The sequence below is a fragment of the Burkholderia sp. MSMB1459WGS genome (assembly GCF_001534535.1).
GTDB lineage: Bacteria > Pseudomonadota > Gammaproteobacteria > Burkholderiales > Burkholderiaceae > Burkholderia.
Window position 1 is genome coordinate 631,788 of record NZ_LPMU01000023.1, and the last position, 26,033, is coordinate 657,820.

Annotated in this window: 20 protein-coding genes; 14 read left to right on the top strand and 6 right to left on the bottom strand. The window is 68.6% G+C overall.

All coding sequences use genetic code 11. The features are described from left to right. Positions 1–238 precede the first annotated feature (238 nt). From WT97_RS10480 to WT97_RS10490, 3 genes are all read left to right on the top strand, one after another. Positions 239–6,283 carry an alpha-2-macroglobulin gene (locus WT97_RS10480; RefSeq protein WP_060353381.1) on the top strand — a complete coding sequence of 2,015 codons (6,045 nt, stop codon included), beginning with the start codon at positions 239–241 and terminating at the stop codon, positions 6,281–6,283. A 10-nt stretch (positions 6,284–6,293) separates the two neighbouring features. Beyond that, entirely contained in the window at positions 6,294–8,549 is a 2,256-nt protein-coding gene (gene pbpC, locus WT97_RS10485; RefSeq protein ID WP_060353382.1) for a penicillin-binding protein 1C, read from the top strand. Positions 8,550–8,673: 124 nt separating this feature from the next. Continuing rightward, a complete protein-coding gene (locus WT97_RS10490; protein ID WP_060353466.1) occupies positions 8,674–9,363 on the top strand; it encodes a hypothetical protein in 690 nt (229 codons plus the stop codon). 29 nt (positions 9,364–9,392) lie between these two features. Here WT97_RS10490 and WT97_RS10495 read toward each other — a convergent pair whose 3' ends face one another. Together WT97_RS10495 and WT97_RS10500 are read right to left on the bottom strand one after the other, a co-directional pair. Beyond that, positions 9,393–9,914 (bottom strand): GNAT family N-acetyltransferase, encoded by a 522-nt coding sequence (locus tag WT97_RS10495; RefSeq protein ID WP_060353383.1) that lies wholly within the window; start codon positions 9,912–9,914, stop codon positions 9,393–9,395. Between the two features lie 21 nt (positions 9,915–9,935). Further along, a complete protein-coding gene (locus WT97_RS10500) occupies positions 9,936–11,183 on the bottom strand; it encodes a multidrug effflux MFS transporter (RefSeq protein WP_060032063.1) in 1,248 nt (415 codons plus the stop codon). A gap of 295 nt (positions 11,184–11,478) precedes the next feature. On the opposite strand from WT97_RS10500, the gene WT97_RS10505 reads away from it, so the two are divergent. Beyond that, the gene (locus WT97_RS10505) at positions 11,479–12,024 is read left to right on the top strand and encodes a hypothetical protein (protein ID WP_060353384.1); all 546 of its coding nucleotides are present in this window, start codon (positions 11,479–11,481) and stop codon (positions 12,022–12,024) included. A 75-nt stretch (positions 12,025–12,099) separates the two neighbouring features. Here the strand turns inward: WT97_RS10505 and WT97_RS10510 are convergent, their stop codons facing one another. After that, a complete protein-coding gene (locus tag WT97_RS10510; protein ID WP_060353385.1) occupies positions 12,100–12,996 on the bottom strand; it encodes a glutamate/aspartate ABC transporter substrate-binding protein in 897 nt (298 codons plus the stop codon). Positions 12,997–13,418: 422 nt separating this feature from the next. Here WT97_RS10510 and WT97_RS10515 point away from each other — a divergent pair, with 422 nt between their 5' ends. From WT97_RS10515 to mgtA, 3 genes are all read left to right on the top strand, one after another. Beyond that, the gene (locus WT97_RS10515) at positions 13,419–15,077 is read left to right on the top strand and encodes a S8 family peptidase (protein ID WP_060353386.1); all 1,659 of its coding nucleotides are present in this window, start codon (positions 13,419–13,421) and stop codon (positions 15,075–15,077) included. A 532-nt stretch (positions 15,078–15,609) separates the two neighbouring features. Beyond that, positions 15,610–15,777, top strand: coding sequence for a hypothetical protein (locus WT97_RS34545; protein WP_179949671.1), 168 nt, complete (start codon positions 15,610–15,612; stop codon positions 15,775–15,777). A gap of 47 nt (positions 15,778–15,824) precedes the next feature. After that, entirely contained in the window at positions 15,825–18,590 is a 2,766-nt protein-coding gene (gene mgtA / locus WT97_RS10520; RefSeq protein ID WP_082751374.1) for a magnesium-translocating P-type ATPase, read from the top strand. A gap of 109 nt (positions 18,591–18,699) precedes the next feature. Here mgtA and WT97_RS10525 read toward each other — a convergent pair whose 3' ends face one another. Together WT97_RS10525 and WT97_RS10530 are read right to left on the bottom strand one after the other, a co-directional pair. Continuing rightward, the gene (locus WT97_RS10525; RefSeq protein WP_082741794.1) at positions 18,700–18,984 is read right to left on the bottom strand and encodes a transcriptional regulator; all 285 of its coding nucleotides are present in this window, start codon (positions 18,982–18,984) and stop codon (positions 18,700–18,702) included. A 72-nt stretch (positions 18,985–19,056) separates the two neighbouring features. Then, on the bottom strand, positions 19,057–19,932 hold the full coding sequence (locus tag WT97_RS10530) for a LysR family transcriptional regulator (RefSeq protein WP_059500332.1): 876 nt from the start codon (positions 19,930–19,932) through the stop codon (positions 19,057–19,059). Between the two features lie 51 nt (positions 19,933–19,983). On the opposite strand from WT97_RS10530, the gene WT97_RS10535 reads away from it, so the two are divergent. The 6 genes from WT97_RS10535 (at position 19,984) to WT97_RS10560 (ending at position 24,422) form a co-directional block, all read left to right on the top strand. Next, complete coding sequence (locus tag WT97_RS10535; RefSeq protein ID WP_060353387.1) at positions 19,984–20,262, top strand: hypothetical protein; 279 nt, start codon at positions 19,984–19,986, stop codon at positions 20,260–20,262. 197 nt (positions 20,263–20,459) lie between these two features. Beyond that, the gene (locus WT97_RS10540; protein ID WP_060353388.1) at positions 20,460–21,533 is read left to right on the top strand and encodes a serine hydrolase; all 1,074 of its coding nucleotides are present in this window, start codon (positions 20,460–20,462) and stop codon (positions 21,531–21,533) included. Positions 21,534–21,577: 44 nt separating this feature from the next. Next, entirely contained in the window at positions 21,578–21,811 is a 234-nt protein-coding gene (locus WT97_RS10545) for a hypothetical protein (RefSeq protein ID WP_059500329.1), read from the top strand. Positions 21,812–21,882: 71 nt separating this feature from the next. After that, the gene (locus WT97_RS10550) at positions 21,883–22,338 is read left to right on the top strand and encodes a MarR family winged helix-turn-helix transcriptional regulator (RefSeq protein WP_060031740.1); all 456 of its coding nucleotides are present in this window, start codon (positions 21,883–21,885) and stop codon (positions 22,336–22,338) included. A 66-nt stretch (positions 22,339–22,404) separates the two neighbouring features. Then, positions 22,405–22,968 (top strand): isochorismatase family protein, encoded by a 564-nt coding sequence (locus WT97_RS10555; protein ID WP_059500327.1) that lies wholly within the window; start codon positions 22,405–22,407, stop codon positions 22,966–22,968. Then, positions 22,965–24,422 carry a DHA2 family efflux MFS transporter permease subunit gene (locus WT97_RS10560; protein WP_060353389.1) on the top strand — a complete coding sequence of 486 codons (1,458 nt, stop codon included), beginning with the start codon at positions 22,965–22,967 and terminating at the stop codon, positions 24,420–24,422. The genes WT97_RS10555 and WT97_RS10560 overlap by 4 nt, the downstream gene beginning before the upstream one ends. 31 nt (positions 24,423–24,453) lie before the next feature. Here the strand turns inward: WT97_RS10560 and WT97_RS10565 are convergent, their stop codons facing one another. Next, positions 24,454–25,053 (bottom strand): LysE family translocator, encoded by a 600-nt coding sequence (locus tag WT97_RS10565; protein WP_082741779.1) that lies wholly within the window; start codon positions 25,051–25,053, stop codon positions 24,454–24,456. 96 nt (positions 25,054–25,149) lie between these two features. Between WT97_RS10565 and WT97_RS10570 the strand changes: the two genes are divergently transcribed. Beyond that, positions 25,150–26,025 carry a LysR substrate-binding domain-containing protein gene (locus WT97_RS10570; RefSeq protein WP_060031749.1) on the top strand — a complete coding sequence of 292 codons (876 nt, stop codon included), beginning with the start codon at positions 25,150–25,152 and terminating at the stop codon, positions 26,023–26,025. Positions 26,026–26,033: the final 8 nt, after the last annotated feature.

Below are 26,033 nucleotides of genomic sequence, written 5' to 3' on the forward strand. Positions count from 1 at the left end.
CCTGCAATGTACGCGCACACGCCGGATCAAACAATCTTTTTATAGTCCATTTAATGTTCCGCAATCCGTGACAATCGACATTTCGCTGCATTTTTGTGTCGTCGACGCGACAAATCTGCGGCACGCACCCCCGTGTCGCGCGCCGGCGACACATTGCATGCCATGCTGCGCGCGCATGACGGTCGGTTAGAATCCCGTGCAATCAAACAGAAAGCTTCCCTCCGAGGGCAATCGAGCGATGAAGCAGCGCGACAAGCACAACAAACAAAAGCATCGAATCAACCACACGACCCGGCTGCTCTGGCGCATCGGCGCCGTGGCGGCGCTCGGCGGCGCCGCGGCCCTGTCGCTGCATGCGGGCGCGGCGCGCACGGTGAGCGTGTCGCCGCAAGGCACCGTCACCGAAGTCCGGCAGAGCGTCGTCAAGTTCGACGAACCGATGGTCGCCTTCGGCTCGGCCTCCGCGCCGAATCCGGCGCGCGTGAGCTGCAACGATTCGGCGGCCGCACGCGGCCAGGGCCACTGGCTCGACGACAAGACCTGGGTTTACGATTTCGAAAGCGACCTGCCGCCCGGCGTACGCTGCTCGGTCGCGCTCAACGACACGCTGCGTTCGGTCGCGGGCAATGCGGTCAGCGGCCCGCGTCGCTTCACGTTCCAGACGGGCGGCCCGTTTCCGGTGTCGGTGCGCCCCGGCTCGCGCGAGATCGAGGAGCGGCAGGTCTTCGTGATGAAGCTGAACGGCCCGGCCGAGCCGCGCTCGGCGCTCGCGAACATCTGGTGCGAAGCGGCCGGCATCGGCAACCGCATTCCCGTCGCGGCGGCCGACGACGATACGCGCAACGCCCTGCTCGATCATTTCGGGTTGAAGAAAGAGGCGGCGCGCGTGCTGACGCTGTCGTGTTCGCAGGCGCTGCCGGCGAGCGCGAAGGTGCAGCTGGTGTACGGCAAGGGCGTCGCGAGCCCGAGTGGCATCGCGAACGAAACCGAACGGCGTTTCGATTTCACCGTGCGCGCACCGTTCGCCGCGAGCTTCTCGTGCGAACGCGAGAACGCGAAGGCGCCCTGCACGCCGCTGCGCCCGCTCACGCTGTCGTTCAACGCGCCGATCTCGCGCAAGCAGGCCGACGCGATCAAGCTGCGCGGCCCCGACGGTTCGCTGTCGCCGACCTTCGCGGCCGACGACCACAGCGAGGAAGTGACGACCGTCACGTTCAACCCGCCGCTGCCCGCTCAGGCTGCGCTGACCGTCGAGCTGCCGTCGGGCCTGCGCGACGTGACCGACCGGCCGCTGTCCAACGCCGACCTGTTCCCGCTCGCGACGCGTACCGCGCCGATGCCGCCGCTCGCGAAATTCTCGTCGGGCACCTTCGGGATCGTCGAGCGCTTCGCCGAACCCGGTACGCCCGCGCTGGTGCCCGTCACGCTGCGCAACGTCGAGGCCGACCTGCATATCGCCGGCCTCAATGCGGGCGGCGCGCAATTCGCGAACCTGAAGGTCGAGAACGACACCGCGATCCGCCAATGGATGCGCACCGTCGATCGCTTCGACAACTGGTCGATGACGGCCGGCTCGATCGACGACCAGATACCCGGCCTGCTGGAACGCAAGGGCCAACACCCTGTCTACGTGCCGCTCGCGGCCGGCGAGAAGCAGCCCGCGCCGCAAAACCGCCGCATCGACGTGCGCTCGCTGTCGCTGCTGACGGGCGAGCCCGGCGCGCAGGTGCTGACGCTGCCGAAGGCCGACCCGAAGACGCTGCGCCCGTTCGAAGTGGTCGGTGTGCCGATCGACAAGCCCGGCTTCTACGTGCTCGAACTCGCGTCGCCCGCGCTCGGCCGCTCGCTGCTCGCGAAGCCGTCGAGCATGTACGTGCGCACCACCGTGCTCGTCACGAACCTCGGCGTGCACCTGAAACAGGGGCGCGAGAACAACCTCGTATGGGTCACGACGCTCGACAAGGGCAAGCCGGTGCCGAACGCGCAGATCCGCGTGTCGGACTGCAACGGCGACGAAATCGCGGCCGGCAAGACCGACGCGCAAGGCCTGCTGAAGATCGACGGGCCGTTCGAGCCGAAGCGCGCGTGCGGCGCGTCGGAACAGCGCTACGACGACTACTTCGTGTCGGCGCGCGTCGACGATCCGAAGACGGGCCCCGACATGGCGTTCGTCAGCTCGGGCTGGAACCGCGGGATCGAATCGTGGCGCTTCAACGTGCCGACCGATACCGACAGCGCACCGACCGTGCGCGCGCATACCGTGTTCGACCGCACGCTGCTGCGCGCCGGCGAAACCGTGTCGATGAAGCATTTCATCCGCACCGAGACGCTGCAGAGCCTCGCGTTCCCGTCGCAATACCCGACGCGCCTGACGATCCGCCATCTCGGCACGGGCCAGACGTACAAGCTGCCGCTCACGTGGGCGGCCGACCACAGCGCGGACTCGCAGTTCACGCTGCCGGCCGCCGCGAAGCTCGGCGAGTACAGCGTCGAACTCGAAGACGGCCCGGAAGACGCGCCAACCGCCACCTATTACAGCGGCAGTTTCCGCGTCGAGGCGTTCCGCCTGCCGGTGCTGAAAGGCTCGATCGGCGCGCGCGACGCGCAGAAGAGCCCGCTCGTCGCCGTGAAGGAAGCGCCGCTCGCGGTGCAGATCGACTATGTGTCGGGCGGCGGCGCATCGAACCTGCCCGTGCAGGTGTCGGCGCTGATGAAATGGGCGTCGCCGCCGTTCGCGGATCGTTTCGAGGATTTCAGCTTCACGCCATATCGTCCCGACACGAGCGACGGCAACGCCGACGACGATTCGCAGGACGGCGACAACGCGTCGTCGTCGAACAACGATCCCGACGCGACGAAGCTGATCGCCGACAAGCTGCCGCTGACGCTCGATCGCAACGGCGCGGGTTCGGTCACGCTCAAGGACCTGCCCGACGTCGACGCGCCGAAGCGCATCGCGCTGGAGGCGACGTTCGCGGATCCGAACGGCGAAGTGCAGACGATCCGCGGCGACACGATCCTGTGGCCGGCCGCGGTGGTGGCCGGCATCAAGGCAGGCCGCTGGGTGTCGGTCGGCCAGCGCGTGCCGGTGCAGGCACTGGCGGTCGACCTGCAGGGCAAGCCGCGCGCGTCGGTGCCGATCGAGATCAAGGGCGTCGCGCGCATCACGACGTCGTCGCGCAAGCGGATGGTCGGCGGCTTCTATGCATACGACAACAAGAGCGACACGCGCGACCTCGGCGTGCTGTGCTCGGGCAAGACCGACGACAAGGGCCGCATGGCCTGCGACGCGACGCTCGAGCAGGCCGGCAACGTGCAGCTGATCGCGGTCGCGAAGGACGGCGACGGCCGCACGTCGAATGCATCGACGTCGGTATGGGTCACGCGCGAGGACGAACTCTGGTTCGGCGGCGACAACACCGACCGGATCGACGTGATCCCCGAGAAAACCTCGTACGAGCCGGGCGAAACGGCCCGCTTCCAGGTGCGCATGCCGTTCCGCTACGCGACCGCGCTCGTCGCGGTCGAGCGCGGCGGCGTAATGGAAACGCACATCGTCGAGCTGAACGGCAAGAACCCGACCGTCGACCTGAAGGTCGGCGAATCGTGGGGGCCGAACGTCTACGTGTCGGTGCTCGCGCTGCGCGGCCGGATTCGCGAGGTGCCGTGGTACTCGTTCTTCACGTGGGGCTGGAAGGCGCCGGTCGAATGGGCGCGCGCGTTCTGGCGCGAAGGCCGCCACTACGAGGCGCCGACCGCGTTCGTCGACCTGTCGAAGCCCGCGTTCCGCTACGGCCTCGGCGAAATCAAGGTCGGCACGGGCGTTCACCGCCTCGGCGTGACCGTGACGACCGACGCGACGCGCTACACGGTCCGCAGCAAGGCGCAGGCGCACGTGAAGGTCACGCTGCCGAACGGCCAGCCGGCACCGGCCGGCACGCAGATTGCGCTCGCGGCTGTCGACGAAGCGCTGCTCGAACTGATGCCGAACGACAGCTGGAACCTGCTCGACGCGATGCTGCGCCGGCGTGCGTACGGCGTCGAGACGGCCACCGCGCAGATGGAAATCGTCGGCCGCCGCCACTTCGGCCGCAAGGCCGTGCCGGCCGGCGGCGGCGGCGGCAGCGCGCCGACCCGCGAGCTGTTCGATACCCTGCTGCTGTGGAACCCGCGCGTGACGCTCGACGCGAACGGCAGCGCAACCGTCGAGGTGCCGCTGAACGATGCGCTCACGCGCTTCCGGATCGTCGCGATCGCGGCGGTCGGCCCCGACCGTTTCGGCACGGGCAGCACGTCGATCCGCAGCACGCAGGATCTGCAATTGATCTCCGGCCTGCCGCCGCTCGTGCGCGAAGGCGACGCGTTCCGCGCGCAGGTCACGCTGCGCAACACGACCGACCGCGCGATGCAGGTCGTCGTGACGCCGCGCGTGACGGGCCTCGACGTCGCCCCGCAAACCGTATCGCTGGCGGCGAATGCGGCAACCGAAGTCGCGTGGACGATCACCGTGCCCGAGCAGGCGCTCGATGCGGCCGGTGCGCTGAACTGGCGCATCGAGGCGGCCGAGCAAGGCGGCAAGCGCGCGTCCGACGCGCTGGCCGTCGCGCAGAAGGTCGTGCCCGCGCTGCCGGTAACCGTCCAGCAGGCGACGCTCGCGCAGGTCGACGGCACGCTGACGGTGCCCGTGGCGGCTCCGGCCGGCGCGGTGAGCAACGCCCAGGGCGCACCGCGCGGCGGCATCGCCGTGTCGCTGCAGTCGAAGCTCGCCGATGGCCTGCCCGGCGTGCGGCGCTGGTTCGAACGCTATCCGTACCGCTGCCTCGAACAGCAGACGTCGCGTGCGATCGGGCTGCGCGACCCTGCGCAATGGCAGGCGCTGATCGCCCGCATGCCCGTCTACCTCGACAGCGACGGCCTGGCAAGCTACTTTCCGCCGTCGTCGGACGATTCGCATCACGGCAGCCCGACGCTGTCGTCGTACCTGCTCGTGGTGTCCGACGAAGCCAGCCGTCTCGATCCGCGCTTCGCGCTGCCGGAAGACCTGCGCACGCAGATCGAAGCCGGGCTCGCGCGCTTCGTCGACGGCCGCCTCGATCGCAACGCGTGGGCGCCGCGCCAGGATCGCGACCTGCGCAAGCTCGCCGCGATCGAGGCGCTGTCGCGCTACGGCGCCGCGCAGGGCCGCATGCTCGGCTCGATCGAAATCGCGCCGAACCAGTGGCCAACGTCGGCCGTGATCGACTATCACGCGATCCTGACGCGCGTGAAGGACATCCCGCAACGCGACGAGAAACGCGCGCAGGTCGAGCAGATCCTGCGGGCGCGCCTCACGTATCAAGGCACGCAGCTCGTGTTCTCGACCGCGCGCGACGACGACCTGTGGTGGTTGATGACCAGCAACGAGACCAACGCCGCGCGTCTCGCGCTGGAATTCGCCGGCGACCCGGCGTGGAAGGACGAAATGCCGCGCGTGACGGCCGGCCTGCTCGCGCTGCAACGCCAGGGCGCATGGCAGACGACGACGTCCAACGCGCTCGGCCTGCTCGCGGTCGAGCGCTTCTCGCGAACCTACGAGAGCACGCCGGTCGCCGGCGCGACGAAGGTTGCACTCGGCGGCGACGCGCGCTCGATCTCGTGGTCGCAGGCGGCATCGGCCGCGCCCGCCGATACGCCCGCATCGGCCACACCCGCGACCCGCGCGGCCGCCGCGCGCAGCGTGCTGCTGCCGTGGCCGCGTGCGTCGCAGGGGCCGGCCACGCTGTCGGTCACGCAGGACGGCACCGGCCGCCCGTGGGCGACCGTCGAAAGTCTCGCGGCCGTGCCGCTGCGCTCGCCGTTCGCGGCCGGCTACCGGATCACCAAGACCGTCACGCCCGTGTCGCCCGCCGTCAAGGGCGTGCTGACGCGCGGCGACGTCGTGCGCGTGCATCTCGACATCGATGCGCAGAGCGACATGACGTGGGTCGCCGTCAACGATCCGATCCCGGCCGGTGCGACGATCCTCGGGTCGGGCCTCGGTCGCGATTCCGAAGCCGCGACGCAGGGCGAGAAAACGCCGGACGGCGCGTGGCCGACGTTCGTCGAGCGCGACTTCGACGGCTACCGCGCGTACTACGACTATTTGCCGAAGGGCAAATTCTCGGTCGAGTACACGGTGCGGCTGAACAACGTCGGCACGTTCGGACTGCCGCCGACGCGCGTCGAGGCACTGTATGCACCGTCCGTGTACGGCCTGTGGCCGAACCCGCCGATGACCGTGAAGCCGGCCGACGCGGGCAAGTGACGAGACCGCGATGATGGATCCGGCTTTGCCGCGGCCGGCGCGTTTCGCCGGCCGCGTATTCGTCGCCGTCGTGCTGGCCGCGCCGCTCGTCGCGCATGCGCTGCCCGGCTACGACGACGTGCGCCGCAACTGGCGCAGTTCCGACTGGGTGCTGCTCGCCCGCGACGGCACGCCGCTGCAGCGCACGCGCGTCGACCTCGCCGAACGGCGCGGCGAATGGGTGTCGCTCGCCGACGTGTCGCCCGCGTTCCGCGAGGCGATCGTCGTGTCCGAGGACAAGCGCTTCTACGAACACAGCGGCGTCGACTGGCGCGGCATTGCCGGGGCCGCGTGGGGCAACCTGTGGAACGAGCGCACGCGCGGCGCGTCGACCGTCACGATGCAGCTCGCGGGCTTGCTCGGCGATTCGCCGCGCCGCTCGGGCCAGCGCTCGCTGCCGCAGAAAGCCACGCAGGCCGTGAACGCGCTGTGGCTCGAACGCAGCTGGCGCAAGGACCAGATCCTCGAGGCCTACCTGAACCTCGTGCCGTTCCGCGGCGAGACGATCGGGCTCGGCGCGCTGTCGCAGGTGCTGTTCGGCAAGGCGCCATCGGGCCTCGACGCGCGCGAGGCCGCGATCGCGGCCGCACTCGTGCGTGCGCCCAACGCGGCGCCCGCGAAGATCGCCGAGCGCGCGTGCCGGATCCTGCGCGACATGCATGCCGGGCAGGCGTGCGCATCGCTCGACGGTTACGTGCAGCTCGTCACGGCGCGCCCGGCCAACGCCGTGCGTAACGACATCGCGGCGGACGGCACCGCGCTCGCCCCGCACTTCGCGCGGCGCATCGCGGCCGAAGTCAAGCCGGCAGCCGGCGCGCAGGTCCGCACGACGCTCGACGCGCCGCTGCAGCGCTTCGCGCGCGACACGCTGATGCGCGCGCTGACCGAACTCAATGCGCCCGCGCACCGGCGCAACGTGCAGGACGGCGCGGTGGTCGTGATCGACAACGCGACCGGCGAGATCCGCGCGTGGGTCGGCTCGTCGGGGGCGCTGTCGAGCGCGCGCGACGTCGACGCCGTGCTCGCGCCGCGCCAGGCCGGCTCGACGCTCAAGCCGTTCCTCTATGCGCAGGCGCTCGACGAAAAACGGCTGACAGCCGCGTCGCTGCTCGACGATGCGCCGATCAACCTCGCCGCCGGCGGCGGCCTGTACATTCCGCAGAACTACGACAAGGATTTCAAGGGCTGGGTAAGCGTGCGCAGCGCACTCGGCGGCTCGTTGAACGTACCCGCCGTGCGCACGCTGGTGCTCGTCACGCCGCACCGCTTTGCGCGCACGCTGACCGGGCTCGGCCTGCCGCTCGCGCAGGAAGGCGATTACTACGGCTTCAGCCTCGCGCTCGGCAGCGCGGACGTCACGCTGCTGTCGCTGACCAATGCCTACCGCGCGCTCGCGAACGGCGGCGTCGCGCGCAAGGTCGTCGACCTGCCGGCCACGGCGCCGACGTCGGCCTCCGGTGCATCGGCGCCCGCGCGGACGGACGCCGGCACGCGCGTGTTCAGCGAAGCCGCCAGCTTCGTCGTCACCGACATCCTGTCCGACAACAACGCACGCGTGCGCACCTTCGGCTTCGACAACCCGCTCGCGACGCGCTTCTTCTCGGCGGTCAAGACCGGCACGAGCAAGGACATGCGCGACAACTGGACCGTCGGTTTCACGTCGCACTATACGGTCGGCGTGTGGGTCGGCAATGCGGACGGCTCGCCGATGTGGGACGTGTCGGGCGTCACGGGCGCGGCGCCCGTGTGGTCGGCCGTGGTCGGCTATCTGCACCACGACCTGCCGAGCCGTGCGCCGCGCGCGCCGGCCGGTGTCGAGACGCGCCGCATCGCGTTCGAGCGCGACATCGAGCCGGCTCGCAACGAGTGGTTCGTCGCGGGCACGGCGGTCGACACGATCCGGCTCGCGGCGCCCGTCGCGCCGGGCAAGGACGGCGCGCGTGCGCCGCTGACGATCGGCGCGCCGACCGACGGCACGATCTTCGCGATCGACCCGGACATTCCGCCGAAGAACCAGCGGATCTGGTTCGAACGCTCGGCCGGGCGCGCGACGAAATTCGCGTGGCGGCTCGACGACAAGGTGATCGGCCATGCCGACCGCGTCGCGTGGCTACCGTGGCCGGGCCGGCACCGGCTGGAACTCGTCGACGCGCGCGGAAACGTCGCGGATGCGATCGGCTTCGAGGTGCGCGGCGCGTTCGCGAAGCCGGCCGCGCGCAAGCCCTGAGCCGGCGCGCCGGCGTGACCGGCCGGCCGTATTCGCTTTCACCGCGGTTCAGGACATAGAATGGCAACAGCGCCGCATTCCCCACGCGCACCGGTTGCCTCATTCTCTCGGATTGCCCGCGACCATGAACATTCGCCTTATGCGCTTCACTCGCCCCGCGCTGGGCGCATTGTGCGTTGCAACGCTCGCCGCGCTCCAGGCGTGCAACGGCGATGCCTGCTTCGGCGTCGATGCGTGCTTCGACGACAACACGCAAACCGTCTCGTTGTCGGGCACGGCCGCGACGGGCGACCCGCTCGCGAGCGCGCAAGTAACGGTCAATTGCGCGGCGGGCTCGGCCACGACGCTGACGGACGGCGGCGGCAACTACCGTGTGACGCTCAACGCGGCGCTGCCATGCGTCATCACCGTGGCGTCGGGCAGCGCGAGCCTGCATTCGCTCGCCTACGCGGGCGGCACCTTCAATACGACGCCCGAGACCGAGCTGATGCTCGTTTATCTCGCGGCGCAACTCGGGACGAACACGGCCGGGCTGATCGGTAATTTCCAGGGCACCCTGCGCTACCAGCGGGCGATGAACAGCCCGGACATCGTGCAGGCCGCGCAATCGGCCGTGGTGACGAACCTGCAGCAGCGCTATGCGGTTACGCTCGCCGCGCCGGCGTTCCTGACCACTTCGTTCGTGGTCGGGCAACCGGGCGTCGACAGCGATCTCGTCGCGCTGGCCAAGGCTGGGGCAATCGATCCGAACGGACTGCCGGATCCGGTGGCCGTGTCGCTGTTGCAGCAGGCCGGGGCCGCGCATCCGCTGTAAGCGACGCGCGACGGGACGGAAATCGATCGTCAGGCGCCGCCTTCGCGCGCGTCGTCCGCCAGTAGCGCCCAGCGCTCGTGGTCGCGCCATTCGCCGCCGATGCGCAGATAGCGCGGCGAAAACCCCTCTTGCCTGAACCCGAGCCGTCGAACCAGCGCGATCGATGCATGGTTGCCGGGCTGGATGTTCGCTTCGAGACGGTGCAGCCCGAGTTCGCCGAACGCGACGCCGATCGCCGCGCGCAACGCTTCCGTCATCAGCCCCTTGCGGCTGGCCTCCGCCATGCCGTAGTACGCGAGATAAGCGCTCTGAAACACGCCGCCGACGATCTCGTTGAGGCACACCACGCCGACCACCGCGCCTGACACCCGCTCGCGCGCGACGAATCCGACGTTCGGCCCCGTCAGGCAGCGGGCGAACCATTGGTCGAACCCGGCCTGGTCGACGAACGAATCGACCCACGGCAGATGATGACTCCGGCTCGCGCGGTTGGCGGCGATCAGATCGGCGGCGTCGGATCGGGCGACGCGATTCAGCAGGATCCGGTTCATGAGTCGATCAGCAGCCGGCGCTTACGCCGCCTCCTCACTCCCGCACACCACCGGCGCCGCCTGCTGCTGCGACAGATACCGCAGCAGCTTCGTCACCATCCACACCACGACGAACGACAGCGCGACGAAGAACACGGCCAGCGGCGTCAGCACGTGAATCGACACGAAACCGGCCAGGCCCATCATCGCGGACGACACGAGCAGCAGCGCACAGCCGAGAATCGCGCTCGTCAGGCCGGCGATATGCGGGAACAACGAATTGCCCTTGGCCATCAGCGTCGGATACATCGCGCCCGCGCAGAAGCCCATCACGAGCACCGGCGTCGCGAGCGTCCACACACGCAGGCCGACGGTCAGCGCCAGCACGAGCATCACGACCGACGCACCCGCCATCACGCGCGCACCGATACGCAGCCGTTGCTCGGCGCTCGGCAGCCCGCGCCCGTGAATCCGGTTCGACAAGCCGCCAAGGAAATACATGAGGCCGATGCCGAGCGCGAGATAACCGAAGAAGGTCGGTGGCTTGTGCAGCGTGGTCTGCACCATGAACGGCCCGACGATGTTGAACACCAGCAGGATGCTGTAGCACAGCCCCTGTGCGAGGAAACAGCTCTGGAACACCGGGCTCGCCAGCACCTTGCCCGTGTTCGCCATCAACGTGCGCGGCTCGAGATGCACCGGCTTCGGCAAGGTTTCGCGGTAGCGCCACAGCAGCGCCCACATCGCCAGCGAGTAGACCAGCAGAAACACGAGGCACGCGCGCCAGCCGAACCATTCCTGCAGGTGCGCGCCGATCACCGGCGCGACGATCGGCGCGAGCCCCCACGCGATCGACATGTACGTGAACGCGTGCATCAACGCCTGGCCGGAGAACGAATCGGTGATGATCGCCTTCGCCAGCAAGTTGGTGGTCGCGATCCCGAAGCCCTGCAGGCAGCGCGCCAGCACGAACGTCTCGAGGTTCGGCGCGCCGAGCGACAGGAGGCAGCCGATCGTGTAGATCACGAGCCCGAACGCGAGCACGCGCTTGCGGCCGTAGGCGTCGGCGATCGGCCCGAAGATCAGCTGCCCGAGCGCGTAGGCCGCCATGTAGCCGGACACGCTGGACTGGATCGCCTGCGGCGTGGTCGCGAACGAACGGGCCATGTCGGGCAACGCGGGCACGTAGATGTCGATCGCGAGTTGGCCGGCGGAAGCGAACAGGCAGATCAGGAACAGCAGGAAGCGCGGCGAATTCGACTCGCGCGCGGGAGTGAGCGTGGCGTTCATGACGACTGGGAAGGAGGACAGGCAGCCGTGGCGCATCGCCATGTTCGATTGGCGAACATGCGTGCGGTCGCGGCGAATTCCGTATTGTGCCCGTTGTTGCACCGCACGACAGGATGCCCCTGGCGCGGGCGCGGTTGAATACCGATCGCGGCACGTCCCGAAATGCGCCGATCGGCCCGGCCGGCCGCGATTTTAATGTTGATTTAAGCCGCCTGTCGCATTGTCTCGGATGGCTCACTCCGTGAGCCGCACGTCATTGTTGATTCGATCAGTCTCGTTTGATGGAGATACGAAGATGCGATTCCGTTCGTATATGGCGGCGGGCGCGCTGGCGCTTGCGCCCGTGTTCGCGCTGGCCGGGCAGACCGGCGCGGCGGCGGCCGCCCAACCGATGTTCGTCAATGTCGACGGGCAGGCCGTGCCCGTGAAAGCCGAAACGCGCGTCGTCCAGACGGCCGTCGGCCCGATGAAGGTCAGCACGTGGAGCTGGCACAGCCCGCAAGGCGGCGCGAGCTTCGAGATGCAGACGTCGTCGGGCGGCATGCCGCCGGCAGCCGCGCTGCGGCAGATGCAGGCCGCGCAGTACCGGATGCAGGCGGCCCAGGCGCAGATGGTCGCGATGCAGCAGCAGATGATGGCGCTCCAGCACATCGCGCTCGCCAACGCGTTCGCGATGCCGATGCCGATGCCGCAAACGGTCGGCTTCGCGATGCCGCTCTGGGCGATGCCGGAACCGGTCGTCGTCCTCGTGCCGGCACAGCCGCCGGCGCGTTCGGCGGCCCCGGCAACGCCGGCCGCACCTGTCGCACCCGCCGCACGCGGCCCGGAAATCAAGGCCTGACACGCTTCGCGCCACCCGGCGCGGCACGCTCGAACCGCCGGCATACGCCGGCGGTTTTTCATTGCGCCGGCCGAATCAGTACTGCGCCTGGTCCGTCGGATTCTTGAACAGCTGCTTCATCTCCGCCGACAGCGGATAGTTGAGGCTCACGCCCTTCGGCGGAATCGGTTGCATGAACCACTGGTCGTACAGCTTCTCGGCCGCGCCCGAGGTCTGCATCTTCGCGATCACGCCGTCGACGACGCGCTTGAACGCCGGATCGTCCCTGCGCATCATGCACGCGTAGTTTTCGTGAACGAGCGGCGTACCGGTGACCGTGTACGCAACCGGGTTGCGGTCCTTCGCGATCTCGCCGTACAGCAGCGGCTCGTCCATCACGAACGCGACCGCGCGCCCGGTCGTGACGTTCATGAACGCTTCGGCGTGATCCTTCGCGCTGATGATCGTCATGTTCATCGCCTTCTCTTCGTTGAGCTTGCGCAACAGGCGCTCGTCCGACGTGCCGGCCGTCGTCGCGACCGTCTTGCCGGCCAGGTCCGCAAAATCCTTCACGCCCGAATCCTTGCGCGTGCTGAAACGGATGCCGTACAAAAAGATGCTGTTCGAGAACGCGGCCTGCTTTTGGCGTTCGAGCGTGTTCGTCGTCGAGCCGCATTCGAAGTCGATCGTCCCGTTCTGCAGCAGCGGAATCCGGTTTTGCGACGTGATCGGGATTTCCTTCACCGCGAGGTTCGGCAGGTTCAGGTCCGTCTTCAACTGATCGATGATGCGCGACGCGATGTCGCGCGAGTAGCCGATGTTCTTCTGCTGGTTGTCCGAATACGAAAACGGCACCGACGATTCGCGAATGCCCAGCGACACGACACCCGTGTCCTTGATTTTCTTCAGCGTACCGGTAAGGGCCTGCGCGTGCGCGGTGCCGGCCAGCGCACAGGCCAGCGCGACGGCGAGCCAACGGAAACGGCGATCCATGCGTGTCTCCTGACGAAACGTTGATCGAATCGCGATCCTACGCCCGACAATATTCGCGTCACATCAGGGGAAGCGTAAACAACCTTCCGCCGCGGCCCGATCCTGAACGATGTTTTCCGTGCCGCGCAAACCGCCCCGCGCCGCTCGTCTCGCCCGATCGACCCGCGCGCGGGCTTGGCCGCGCCGTCCGTGCCGGCCGTTCCAAACGCGCGTTCGTGCTGCGACGCAACAACGTAATCGTTTGCGGCACCCGGCGTTTTTCTCGCGAAACGCACTCAAGAAGCCGCCGCGCACGCCGTTACCCAGTGCATGGCGCGTCGCAGCAACCCGCTGCAACCGTCAGACAAAAACGACAAGGTCCGGCTCGCCCGGACCGGCGCCACCGCCGGCACGACGGTTATCTAAGAGGATCGAGTTTCAACATGAGAGCCAAACGTTTCCATTTCGCGCTGGCGCGCCCCGCACATGCGCGCATGCTCGCCGGCATGCTGTCCGCCGCCGCCCTGCTGCCCCTCGCCGGCTGCGGCGGTGGCGGCGGCGACGGCAGCAATCCGTCTTCGTCCAACGCGGCGCCCGCACCGGCCCCCGCACCGACGCCCGCTCCCGCGCCCGCCCCGACCACCCCGCCCGCGTCGTCCGGCAGCAATGCGTGCACGTCGCAGCAGGCCGCCGTGCAGATGGCCGCACAGGCCGCACCGGTCGAGCCGCCGGTCGATCACCTGATCGTCAAGCTGAAAACGCTGACGGCCACGCGTGCGATGGCGGCCGTCGACAACGGCTCGCGACTCGACGCGGTGATCCAGCGCGCGATGACGCGCTGGACGGCACCGGTGACCGGCAGTGCACGCGCGTACGCGAGCACGGTCCCGCAAACGCCGGTGAACGTGCAGGTCGAGCGAACGATCTCGAACGGCGCGGCCGTGCTGTCGCTCGGCCAGCGCATGGCCGCCGCCGATGCCGCCGCGCTCGCACAGGCGTTCGCGGCCGACAGCGATGTCGACTACGCGGAACCGGATCACCCGATGCAGATCCGCGACACGCCGAGCGATCCGCTCTACAACCAGCAGTGGTACCTGTCCGACCCGACCGCCGGCGTCGACCTGCCGCCCGCATGGAACGTGACCAAGGGTTCGCCGACCGTCGTCACGGCCGTGCTCGACACCGGCTACCGGCCGCACGGCGACCTCGTCGGCAACCTGATACAGCAAGGCTACAGCTTCATCAGCAACGTCAACACCAGCAACAACGGCTTGACGCGCGGCCCGGACGCAACCGATCCGGGCGACTGGGTCACGCAGCAGGAACTGGACGACGCCAACGGCCCTTACTATCACTGCGCGAGCCAGCCGAGCAACAGCAGTTGGCACGGCACGCGCGTGATGGGCGTGATCGGTGCGACGGCCAACAACGGCACCGGTATCGCCGGCGTATCGTGGCTCAGCCGAATCCTGCCGGTGCGCGTGCTCGGCAAGTGCGGCGGCGTGACGAGCGACATCGCCGACGGCATGCGCTGGGCAGCCGGCATTCCCGTCAACGGCGTGCCGAACAATCCGAATCCCGCGAAGATCATCAACCTGAGCCTCGGCGGGGTCGGCGCATGCAGCACGACGTTCCAGCAGGCGATCGACGACGTGACCGCGAAGGGCGTGACCGTGGTCGTCGCGGCCGGCAACGACGGCCTGTCGAACGGGCTCGATCAGCCCGCGAACTGCCGCGGCGTGATCACCGTCGGCGCGACCGACGCGACGGGCCGCCGCGCGTCGTTCAGCAACTTCGGCGCCGATGTCGCGCTGAGCGCACCGGGCGTCAACATCCTGTCGACGTCGAACACCGGCACGACGACGCCGGGCACCGACACCTATGGCCTCGCGAACGGCACCAGCCTCGCGACACCGCAGGTGACGGGGGTCGCCGCGCTGATGCTGTCGGTGAACGGCAATCTCACGCCCGCGCAGATCCTGCAGAAGCTGCAAGGCGGCACGCGCGCGGCGAAGCTGGCGGCCGGTACGTCGTGCACGGCAATGCCGGCAGGCTCCGGCATCCTCGATGCAGGGACCGCGGTCGCGGCCGCGAACCGGTAACCCGCACCCCGTTCGACGCGGCCGCGCGCATGCCGACATGGCACGCGCGCGGCTGTTTCGTGACAGGCTGTCGCGCGTGCCCGCGAACGTGCATCGGCACGATCGAGTATCCCGAAAAAACGCCTGAAAAAAGGGCCGACAAAAGGCCGACAAAAGGGTTGACGCTTCGCACAGCGAGCCATTACCATCGCTCCCGTCTAATTACATGGAGTGTTCTGTGAACACCGATGCGAGTTGTAGTTGGTGTCCGACCAACTTGACTGCTGCCTGAGGAAAACGCGCAGAGCCTCGTCTTCTGCCGCATCCCGGGAAGCAGGATGCGGCGCCCTTCCGGCCTGATTACCGGCCAGATCCCCCGCCGAATTTTCGATGTTGTCGAATGCACGCGACGCGCCGTCGCGCGCGTGCGTTCGTGTTGCGCGCGGCACCGGCCGCGTGCGCTCTCCGTTCGCGTGCCGTCCGGCCGCGTGCCTCGTTGCGCGCGCCGCTGCCGATCGCCCGTGCCGACTATCCGCAACCGACAGGAGTGCAGATGAACTCAGACGACAGTAGTCGATTACCGCTCGCCGGTGCGACGCTGCGCATCGACACGCCGTCCGCATCACGCGCGCCGGCGAGCGTTCCCGCTTTTACCGATCTTACCGATCCACAGCCGATCGCGCCTGACGCGACGCGGCGGGGAGCGCTCGTGCGTCGATAACGTCACGGTCGCTCCCCGCCCGCCGCCTCGTGCGCAAGGAGCGATTCATGACGACACGATACGACACCTCGCACAAGAAACAGCGCGGCTTCATCAAGGCCGGCGCCGGCCAGCAGCACGACCCGCGCATCATGCGCGCCGCGCAGGAAGCGGCCCGCCCGCTCGAAGCCACGCTGAAGTCGCTGCGCACCAGCACGCGCGGCCTCACCTACGACCAGGCCGCCGACCGCCTGCAGCATGACGGCCCGAACGAAATCGCGCACGACAAGCCGCCGCACTGGACCCGCCAGTTGCTGCTTTCGTTCCATAACCCGTTCGTCTACGTGCTGCTGGTGCTGGCCGCCATCAGCTTCTGCACCGACGTCTACTTCGCGGCACCCGACGATCGCGATTACGTCGGCATGACGATCCTGCTGACGATGGTCACGATCAGCGCGCTGCTGCGCTTCGTGCAGGAGTTCCGCTCGCTGCGCGCGGCCGAGAAGCTCAAGGCGATGGTCCGCACGACGGCGACCGTGCAGCGCGCGGTGACCGACACGTCGGAGCCGGCGCGCCGCGAGGTGCCGATGCGCGAGGTCGTCGTCGGCGACATCGTGCATCTTTCGGCCGGCGACATGATCCCCGCCGACGTGCGCCTGCTCGCGTCGCGCGACCTGTTCATCAGCCAGGCCGTGCTGACCGGCGAGGCGCTGCCCGTCGAGAAGTACGACACGCTCGGCGCGGTGGCCGGCAAATCCGCGAGCACGCATGCGGCCGCCGCGGCCAACGACGCACCGGCGTCGCTGCTCGACATCGAGAATGTCTGCTTCATGGGCACCAACGTCGTCAGCGGCACGGCGACGGCCGTCGTCGTCGCGACCGGCGAAGACACGTACTTCGGCTCGCTCGCGCGCAACGTCGTGAGCCACAAGCGCGTCGAGACGAGCTTCGACCGCGGCGTCGCGAGCGTCAGCTGGCTGCTGATCAAGTTCATGTTCGTGATGGTGCCGATCGTGTTCATGATCAACGGCCTGACCAAGGGCGACTGGCTGAGCGCACTCACGTTCGCCCTCGCGGTGGCCGTCGGCCTGACGCCCGAGATGCTGCCGATGATCGTCAGCGCGAACCTCGCGCGCGGCGCGGTCGCGATGGCGCGCCGCAAGGTCGTCGTCAAGCGGCTGAACTCGGTGCAGAACTTCGGCGCGATGGACGTGCTGTGCACCGACAAGACCGGCACGCTCACGCAGGACAAGATCATCCTCGAACATCACCTCGATCTGTCCGGCCACAAGAACGAGGACATCCTGCGGCTCGGCTGGCTGAACAGCTTCCACCAGAGCGGCCAGAAAAATCTGATCGACATCGCGGTCGTCGCGCGCGCCGACGAAATCGGCGAACGCGTGAAGCCGCAGGGCTACAAGAAGATCGACGAACTGCCGTTCGACTTCGTGCGGCGCCGCCTGTCGGTCGTCGTCGAGGACACGCACGGCGCGCACCTGCTGATCTGCAAGGGCGCGGTCGAGGAAATGCTGGCGGTTTCCACGCACGTGCAGGATGAAGACGGCGTGCGCCCGCTCGACTTCGTGGCCCGCAAGCGGCTGCTCGAACAGGCCACCGCGTACAACGAGGACGGTTTCCGCGTGCTCGTGCTCGCCACGCGCACGATCCCGCGCGGCGACGAACGCGCGCAATACCGCACCGCCGACGAACGCGATCTCGTCGTGCGCGGCTTCCTGACCTTCCTCGATCCGCCGAAGGAATCGGCCGCGCCGGCGCTCGCCGCGCTGCGCGAGAACGGCGTCGCGGTGAAGGTGCTGACGGGCGACAACCCGACCGTCACGATGAAGGTGTGCCGCCAGGTCGGCCTCGACCCCGGCAAGCCGATGCTCGGCACGGAGATCGAAGCGCTCGACGATGCCACGCTCGCGCAGGTCGTCGAACGCACCACCGTGTTCGCGAAGCTCACGCCGCTGCAGAAGGCGCGCATCGTCAAGGCGCTGCAGGCGAACGGCCACACGGTCGGCTTCCTCGGCGACGGCATCAACGACGCGCCCGCGCTGCGCGACGCCGACGTCGGCATCTCGGTGGACAGCGGCGCCGACATCGCGAAGGAAACCGCCGACATCATCCTGCTCGAAAAGAGCCTGATGGTGCTCGAGGAAGGCGTGATCAAGGGTCGCGAGACGTTCGGCAATATCCTGAAGTACCTGAACATGACCGCCAGCTCGAACTTCGGCAACGTGTTTTCGGTGCTCGTCGCCAGCGCGTTTCTGCCGTGGGAGCCGATGCTCGCGACGCAGCTGCTCGTGCTGAACCTGATCTACGACACGTCGCAAATGCTGCTGCCGTGGGACAAGATGGACCCCGAGTTCCTGAAGAAGCCGCGCAAGTGGGAAGCCGGCAACATCGGCCGCTTCATGCTGTGGGTCGGGCCTACGTCGTCGGTATTCGACATCACGACATACATTCTGATGTGGACCGTGTTCGGTGCGGGCGCGCTGTATCACCTGAACGGCGGCGCAAGCGGTCAGATCGTGATGAATTCGGGCTGGTTCATCGAGAGCCTCGTGTCGCAGACGCTCGTCGTGCACCTGCTGCGCACGCAGAAGATTCCGTTCCTGCAGAGCACGGCGTCGCTGCCGGTGCTGCTGTCGACCTTCACCGCGATCGCGATCGGCTGCTGGCTGCCGTTCTCGCCGTTCGCGCAAGCGCTCGGCTTCATGCACCTGCCGGGCACCTACTGGCTGTGGCTCGGCACGACGATGGTCGGCTACATCGTGCTCGCGCAGATCGTCAAGACGATCTACGTGCGCCGCTACAAGCAATGGTTCTGACGTCCCGCGGATGTCGACGTGCCGGCCCGTGCGCCACCCGCGCGGGCCGAACGCCCCGACCCGCCGTCGTTCGGTGACGAACGGGCCGCATCCGCGGCCCGTTTTTCGTTCATCCGGCGTCGTTCGCGCCGAACAGCTGCGCGCACACCGCGCGCCCTTCGTCGGTCAGTGCGGCGCTGCCGGTACCGTCCTCGTTCAGCGTCGTCGCGCTCAGGCCCGCGGCGTCGAGCTGCGTCAGCACGCGGCGCAGCGTGCTCATCGGCAGTTGCGTACGCTTCGCGATCTTCGGCAGCGACCACGCCTTGCCGGCCGGATCGCTCGCGGCTTCGTGCAGCGTCGCGAGCGTGGCAACGAGTGCGGGATCGAGCGGGGATGCGTCGGTTTCTGAAGTCATCGGTTCGGGTTCGTCGGCCGGCGTCGGCACCGGCATGCATTGAGAAAACGATCGCGGACACTATACGCCGCGTCACGCCCCCTTGAGCGCCGCGCGCATGAACGACACGAAACGCGCGGTGACGGGGTCGTCGCGATCGGACCGCCACGCGAGCCCCACGCGCCACTTCGCGTCCCGGCCGTCGAGCGGCAGCACCGTCGCGTCGCGCAGCAGGTACCGCGCGCTCGACGGGATGAACGCGACGCCGACGCCGGCCGCGACCGACGTCAGCACCGACTGCACGTCCTCCGCCTGCTGCATCACGTGCGGCACGAAGCGGCGCTCGACGCACCACCGGTCGATCTGTGCGGCCAGCCCCGGCCCGCGCGCACGCTGCAGCGCGATGAAGCCGATCTCGTTGAGCACGTCGAGGTTGGCCGGCACGCGCTTGAAGCCGAGATGCGGCGGCGCCGCGAGCGCGAGCGCTTCGTCGGTCACCTTGAACGACGACAGGCCTTCGTCGGCAGGCACACGCAGGAAGCCCGCGTCGAGCTTGCCGGCGCGCAGCCGGCGCGTCTGTTCGGACGACGACAGATCGCTCAGCGTCACCGCGATACCCGGATTGCAACGGCGGAATTCGGCGATCAGCTTCGGCACGAGCGTGAGCACGGACAAGCAGATGCCGAGTCGCAAGTGCCCGCGCTGCCCGCTCGTCGCTTCCCGCGCACGCGCCAGGATTTCGTCGGCATCGCGCACGAGCGCCTGCGCGTCGGGCAGGAAGCGTTCGCCGAACGGCGTCAGTTCCGCGCCATGCCGGCCGCGCTCGAACAGCTTGCCGCCGAGGCTCGCCTCGAGCGCGCCGATCTGCTTGCTGAGCGCAGGCTGGCTCATGTGCAGCGCATCGGCCGCACGGCTGAAATGGCATAGCTCGGTGACCGTCAGGAACGTGCGCAACAGTCTGAGTTCCATTCTTTAACGGAATCGGAATGATCGAAATATTCATTTTACCGATCGAATGCAATGGCGTTCAATACGGACATCCCCTTCCCGGAATTCACCGTCATGTCTCTCGATCCAGCGGCCGACTGCGTGGCCGAGCCATCATCCGATGTCGCGGATACAACCGCATGCCCCGTCGTCGCCGATGCGCGCGCACCGAAGCGTCGTGCCAAATGCACGGACGGGCGCAGCCGCCGCTTCCGCTTCGGCGACGCGCTGGAAGACGCGCCGCCACGCGCGGTGACGGGTTCGATCGCGATCAGTTTTGCGGTCGTGTCGCGGCGGAACTGGCCGCGCTGAACCGCACGCCCGCCCGCTTTTCATCTCACGCGCACCGCTGTCCGGCAGCGCGAAAACGGCGGAAATCCTCCCGTATCACGCGTCATTGCACGTCATCCGATCGTCATCGCGCGGCGATCGACCGTATAATTTCCCGCACCCGCTGACCGCCCACACGTTCCGCGCAGCCGCATCGCGCGTGAAAAGGAGACTTTCGCTTGACCGGCCTCATCGCGCGCCTGCCTCGCGCCCGGACCACCCTGATCCTGGCCCTTTCGTTCCTGGTGCTCGCATTCGCCACGAACGCGTCCGCGCAAAGCGTGCAGCCGCATCGCACCCAGCCGCATGCGCACACGAAGGCCGTCAAGAAGAAGCCTCATCGCAAGAAAAAGGCCGTCAAGCATCGCCGCCCGCGCGTGACGCATCAGGCGGTCAAACGCCACGCGGCACCCGCACCGCAGCAGCGACGCGCGAAACGCACGACGGCCGTGCGCCCGCGCCCGCCCGCCAAACCGACGCTGCTCGCCAGTTGCGGCTACACGCCGCGCGCGGTCCGGTCGCTGCATTCGCGCGCGGCCTACGTGCTCGACGTCGATTCCGGCACCCCGCTGCTGGCCCGCAATGCGCGCGCCGTACGGCCGATCGCATCGATCTCGAAACTGATGACGGCCGTCGTCGCGCGCGACGCCGATCGTCCGCTGAACGGTGTGCTGCGCGTGACCGCGCGCGATCGCGACACGATCAAGTTCACCGGTTCGCGCCTGCAGGTCGGCTCGGAACTGTCGCGCCGCGAGATGTTCCATATCGCGCTGATGTCGTCGGAGAACCGCGCGGCCGCCGCGCTGAGCCGCGACTATCCGGGCGGGCGCACCGCGTTCGTCAAGGCGATGAACCGCGAAGCGCGCCGGCTCGGCATGCGGCATACGCACTTCCGCGAGCCGACCGGCCTGTCGCCGCACAACGTGTCGACGGCGGAAGATCTCGCGCGGCTCGTCGGCGCGGCCGCGCAGGATCCGCTGATCCGCTATTTCTCCACCGATCTGTCGACCACCGTGCGCCCCGGCGACGGCGAACTCGTATACGTCAACTCCGACCCGCTCGTGCGCTACCGCCGCCTGCCGATCCGGCTGCAGAAAACCGGCTTCATCAACGAATCGGGGCACGGCGTCGTGATGCGCATGCGCGTGAAAGGCCGCCGCGAAACGGTCGTGCTGCTCGGCGCACCGACGCGTGCCGGCGTATCGAGCGACGCAATCCGGATCCATCGCTGGCTGTCCTGCTCGATCCGGTAACCGCGCCCGGGCAGCCGGCGCGTTCACGCTACGGGAGCGACGTCATGCAGCACGAATACCGCTTCAACGCGTTCGGCCGGCTGCTCGCCGTCGTCCGCACGAACGGCCGCTGGGCCGTGTTCGATCTCGGCGCCGATGGCAAGCGGCGCCCGGCCAATCTGCAGATCCCGTCGACGCTCGCCGCCGACGAACTTGGCCAGTACCTCGGCGATCTGCTGCACGAAAACGCGACCCCGCGATACAGCGAAGTCGTACCGATCGCGAATCGACGCGCGTAATCGCGCCCGGCAGCGCCGCCAGCCGGCGACCAATTCGACAGTCAAACTTGCAAGTTAAACTGTCGTGTTCTATGCTTCGCCGCATGAACCCGCCACGCAAACCCGGCGTTTCCGCCGAAACCGTCGCCGCCGACCTGACCCTCGCGGTCGGCCAGCTCATCCGCCGGCTGCGCTCCGAGATCGATTCCGAAGGGCTCGGCATGTCCCAGACGAGCGCGCTCGCACGGCTCGAACGGCACGGGCCGATGACGACCGCCGATCTCGCGCGCGCCGAGGCGATGAAGCCGCAGTCGATGAAGGCGATCCTCGCGAGCCTCGAGGAAGACGCGCTCGTCGAGCGCGAACCGCATCCGACCGACGGCCGCCAGATCCTGTTCAAACTCACCGCCGCCGGCCTCGACGCGCGACGCAAGCGCCACGCCGCGAAACACCGATGGCTCGGCGCCGCGATCGAGAAGCTCGACCCGCAAGACATCGACACGCTTGCCGCGGCCATCCCGCTGATCCGCCGCATCGGCGAGCAATGAACCGGCCCGTGCGCCACGCGGCATACGCGCGCACGGCTTTCCTCGTCCCTTCCCCGGAGTCCCATCATGAGCGCAACCCGTCTCGACACGAACACGGCGCTGGTCGTCATCGACCTGCAGAAAGGCATCGTCGCCCTCCCCACCGCGCACCCGGTCGCACCGGTGATCGCCCGCACCCGCGAACTGCTCGACGCATTCCGCAGCCGCGGCCTGCCGGTCGTGCTGGTCAACGTCGCGGGCGGCGCACCGGGCCGCACCGAGCAACCGCCGCGCACGGCGCAGCTCCCCGCTGACTGGACCGAACTCGTGCCCGAACTGAACCGCCAGCCGACCGACCACGTCGTGACGAAGCGGACCTGGGGCGCCTTCACCGGCACCGGTCTCGACGCGCATCTGAAGGCAGCCGGCGTCACGCAGATCGTGCTGACCGGCGTCGCGACGAGCATCGGCGTCGAATCGACCGCGCGGCAGGCGCACGAACTCGGCTACAACGTGACGCTCGCCGTCGACGCGATGACCGACCTCAACGCGGACGCGCACGTCAACAGCGTCGAGCGGCTGTTCCCGCGCCTCGGCGAAACGGGCACGACGCAGGACATCGTCGCGCTGCTCGACCGGCGCGGCGCGTGAGCGACGAGCGCATCCGGCCGGCGCCGGGCCACGCGGCCGGCCGGCTCGATCCGTCGATCTGGAAAGTCAGCGCGGTTGCGACGCTCGGCTCGCTGCTGTCGCAGCTCGATGCGACGATCGTCAACGTGTCGCTGTCGAGCCTCGCGACCGACCTGCATGCCAGCCTGTCGACGATCCAGTGGGTGACGAGCGGCTACCTGCTCGCGCTGACGCTGGTGCTGCCGCTGAACGGCTGGCTCGTCGACCGCATCGGTGCGAAGGCGCTCTACCTGTGGTGCTTCTCGGCGTTCACGCTCACGTCGGCGCTGTGCGGGCTCGCGTGGTCCGCGCCGTCGCTGATCGCGTTCCGCGTGTTGCAAGGCGTCAGCGGCGGCTTGCTCGCGCCGATGGCGCAGATGATGATCGCGCGCGTCGCCGGCCAGCAGATGGCGCGCGTGATCGGCTACGCGGCGGTGCCGGTGCTGCTCGCGCCGATCCTCGGCCCGGTCGTGGCCGGCGCGATCCTGCAGCAAATGTCGTGGCGCTGGCTGTTTCTGGTGAATCTGCCCGTCGGCGCGCTCGCGCTCGCACTGGCCGCGCGGTTCCTGCCCGGCGACCGGGACGATGCGCCGCGGCGCGCACTCGACTGGATCGGCCTCGCGTTGCTGTCGCCGGGCCTCGTGCTGTTCCTGTACGGCGTCGAGCGGATCGGCTCGGCGCCCGGCATCGCGGCGGTCGCAAGCTCGGCGCTGCTGCTCGTCGCGTTCCTGCGCTTCGAGCGCCGCCAGGGCGAGCATGCGCTGATCGATCTCGCACTGTTTCGCTCGCGCGTGTTCGGCGCGGCAGCCAGCACGCAATTCCTGTCGAACGGTGCGCTGTATGCAGGCCAGATGCTGATTCCCGTATTCCTGATCCAGGCATGCGGGCGTACCCCGGGCGAAATGGGCTGGCTGCTCGCGCCGCTCGGGCTCGGCATGCTCGTCACCTATCCGTCGATGGGCGCGCTGACGAGCCGGTTTGGCGTACGCCGGCTGGCCGCGGCCGGCGCCCTGCTCGCACTCCTCGCCACGCTGCCGTTCGTGTTCCTCTCGCTGACCGGCTACGATCCACTCGTGCTCGTGCCGGCGCTGTTTCTGCGCGGCATGGGCCAGAGCGCGATCGGCGCGCCGTCGATCACCGCCGCGTATGCGTCGGTCGAGCGCCGCAACCTGCCGATGGCGACCACATCGCTCAACATCGTGCAACGGCTCGGCGGCCCGACGTTCACGACGTTATGCACGCTGTTTCTCGCGTGGCGGCTGCAGGCCGAATCGACGTCGGCGGGCGGCACACAGGCCGTCGCGTATGCGTGGGCGTTCGGGCTGCTGTGTGCGCTGCATGCGGCGAGCTTCGCAACGACGCTGCGACTGCCGTTGCGCTCGGCTGGCGCAGGCGGCGACGGACGAGCCCGCAACACACCGGCCGGTTCGCGCTGAAGACGGGCCGCGCCGCGTGCGCGGCCTCCCGCTAAGGCAACCACATCGGCACGATCGACGCCACGAGCAACAAGCCGAGCCCCGCATTCAGGCAGCGCCACTGCCGCTCCGTACGCAACACGCGTGCGAACAGCAGCCCGGCGAGGCACCACAGCGACAACGACGCCATCGCAGCCACGCCGAATGCGAAGCCGAGCAGCACGCCGAGCCGTGCCGGACCCGACGCGAGCGCCGCGAACGATGCGGCCGCGCCGAGCGTCATCGCCCAGCCTTTCGGGTTGTGCCACAGCATCCACACGCCGCTCACGAACCCTTGCGGCCGATGCACGTCGACATCGAGCCGCGGCTTGCCGCCACGGCCGATGCGCACGGCCAGCCACATCAGGTATGCCGAGCCGACCGCTTTCATCGCGAGCTGCAACGCAGGCAGCGCGAGCAGCACACTGCCGAGGCCGGCGGCAGCCGCCGCCGCCATCGACGCGAGGCCAGCCGCGATGCCCGCCATCAACGGCAACGAACGCCGATAGCCGAAATGGGCGCCCGACGCGGTCGCGAGCGTCGTCGCGCCGCCCGGCGTCACGGTGGACACGATCACGAACAGCATCAGCGGGAAATAGTCATGAAGCGGCACGAAGGCTCCCGGTCGTCGTCACGGAAACCCTGTTTTTACCTGCGATTTCGTCATTACGACAGCGAAAGCTTTTTATGCTACCCATTAGCGTTCATAATGCGACGCATGGCACGCAATCTCGACCTCGCGCTGCTGCGCGCATTCGTCTCGGTCGCCGATCATCGCAGCATGACGGCAGCCGGCCACGCGCTGCACCTGACGCAAGGCGCGATCAGCCAGCAGGTCGCGCGGCTCGAAACGCTGTCCGGGCCGCTGTTCGTTCGCGAGCACCGTAACCTGCTGCTGACGGCGGCCGGCGAGCGGCTGCTCGAACAGGCGCGCCGGCTGCTCGCCGCTCACGATGCGCTGCTCGCCGACCTGAGCGCCGGCGCGGTGGAAGGCGCGGTGCGTCTCGGTGCGCCGCAGGATCTGGTCGGCACCTGTCTCGCACCGATCCTGAAAAGCTATGCGCATGCGCATCCGCAGGTCGCGCTCACGCTCGTGTGCGCGGCGTCGCCGGAGTTGCGGCGCGGGCTCAAGCACGGCGAGCTCGACGTCGCGCTGATCGAGGCGCCGGTCGGGTCGTCGCGCGGCGAGTGCATCGCCGTCGACCGGCTGGTGTGGGTCGGCGCGAAAGGCGGCATCGCGCATCGGCACTCGCCGCTGCCGGTATCGATGGTCGCGCAGACCTGCGCATTCCGCCCGACGGTGCTCGACGCACTACGCAGCTGCGATCGCCCGTGGCGCACCGTGTTCGAGAACGGCAGCCTCGATGCAACGGCCGCGACCGTGCGCGCCGATCTTGCCGTGACCGTCTGGCTCGCGTCCACCGTGCCGCCCGATCTCGACATCCTGTCGGCCGGCAGCGGCCTGCCCGCCCTGCCGAATTTCTCGATCGACCTGCACGTGCCGCGCGGCCAGCACACGCCCGCCGCGACGGAGCTGGCCCGCTACCTGCGCAACGGCTTCGCGCGGCTGCGCGCGGTCGCGTAGCGGCGCTG

Bases quoted from the DNA above. Each gene is read 5' to 3' on its own strand.
- WT97_RS10480 (WP_060353381.1), top strand. From the start codon at position 239: ATGAAGCAGCGCGACAAGCACAACAAACAAAAGCATCGAATCAACCAC.
- pbpC (WP_060353382.1), top strand. From the start codon at position 6,294: ATGATGGATCCGGCTTTGCCGCGGCCGGCGCGTTTCGCCGGCCGCGTA.
- WT97_RS10490 (WP_060353466.1), top strand. From the start codon at position 8,674: ATGAACATTCGCCTTATGCGCTTCACTCGCCCCGCGCTGGGCGCATTG.
- WT97_RS10495 (WP_060353383.1), bottom strand. From the start codon at position 9,914: ATGAACCGGATCCTGCTGAATCGCGTCGCCCGATCCGACGCCGCCGAT.
- WT97_RS10500 (WP_060032063.1), bottom strand. From the start codon at position 11,183: ATGAACGCCACGCTCACTCCCGCGCGCGAGTCGAATTCGCCGCGCTTC.
- WT97_RS10505 (WP_060353384.1), top strand. From the start codon at position 11,479: ATGCGATTCCGTTCGTATATGGCGGCGGGCGCGCTGGCGCTTGCGCCC.
- WT97_RS10510 (WP_060353385.1), bottom strand. From the start codon at position 12,996: ATGGATCGCCGTTTCCGTTGGCTCGCCGTCGCGCTGGCCTGTGCGCTG.
- WT97_RS10515 (WP_060353386.1), top strand. From the start codon at position 13,419: ATGAGAGCCAAACGTTTCCATTTCGCGCTGGCGCGCCCCGCACATGCG.
- WT97_RS34545 (WP_179949671.1), top strand. From the start codon at position 15,610: ATGAACTCAGACGACAGTAGTCGATTACCGCTCGCCGGTGCGACGCTG.
- mgtA (WP_082751374.1), top strand. From the start codon at position 15,825: ATGACGACACGATACGACACCTCGCACAAGAAACAGCGCGGCTTCATC.
- WT97_RS10525 (WP_082741794.1), bottom strand. From the start codon at position 18,984: ATGACTTCAGAAACCGACGCATCCCCGCTCGATCCCGCACTCGTTGCC.
- WT97_RS10530 (WP_059500332.1), bottom strand. From the start codon at position 19,932: ATGGAACTCAGACTGTTGCGCACGTTCCTGACGGTCACCGAGCTATGC.
- WT97_RS10535 (WP_060353387.1), top strand. From the start codon at position 19,984: ATGGCGTTCAATACGGACATCCCCTTCCCGGAATTCACCGTCATGTCT.
- WT97_RS10545 (WP_059500329.1), top strand. From the start codon at position 21,578: ATGCAGCACGAATACCGCTTCAACGCGTTCGGCCGGCTGCTCGCCGTC.
- WT97_RS10550 (WP_060031740.1), top strand. From the start codon at position 21,883: ATGCTTCGCCGCATGAACCCGCCACGCAAACCCGGCGTTTCCGCCGAA.
- WT97_RS10555 (WP_059500327.1), top strand. From the start codon at position 22,405: ATGAGCGCAACCCGTCTCGACACGAACACGGCGCTGGTCGTCATCGAC.
- WT97_RS10570 (WP_060031749.1), top strand. From the start codon at position 25,150: ATGCGACGCATGGCACGCAATCTCGACCTCGCGCTGCTGCGCGCATTC.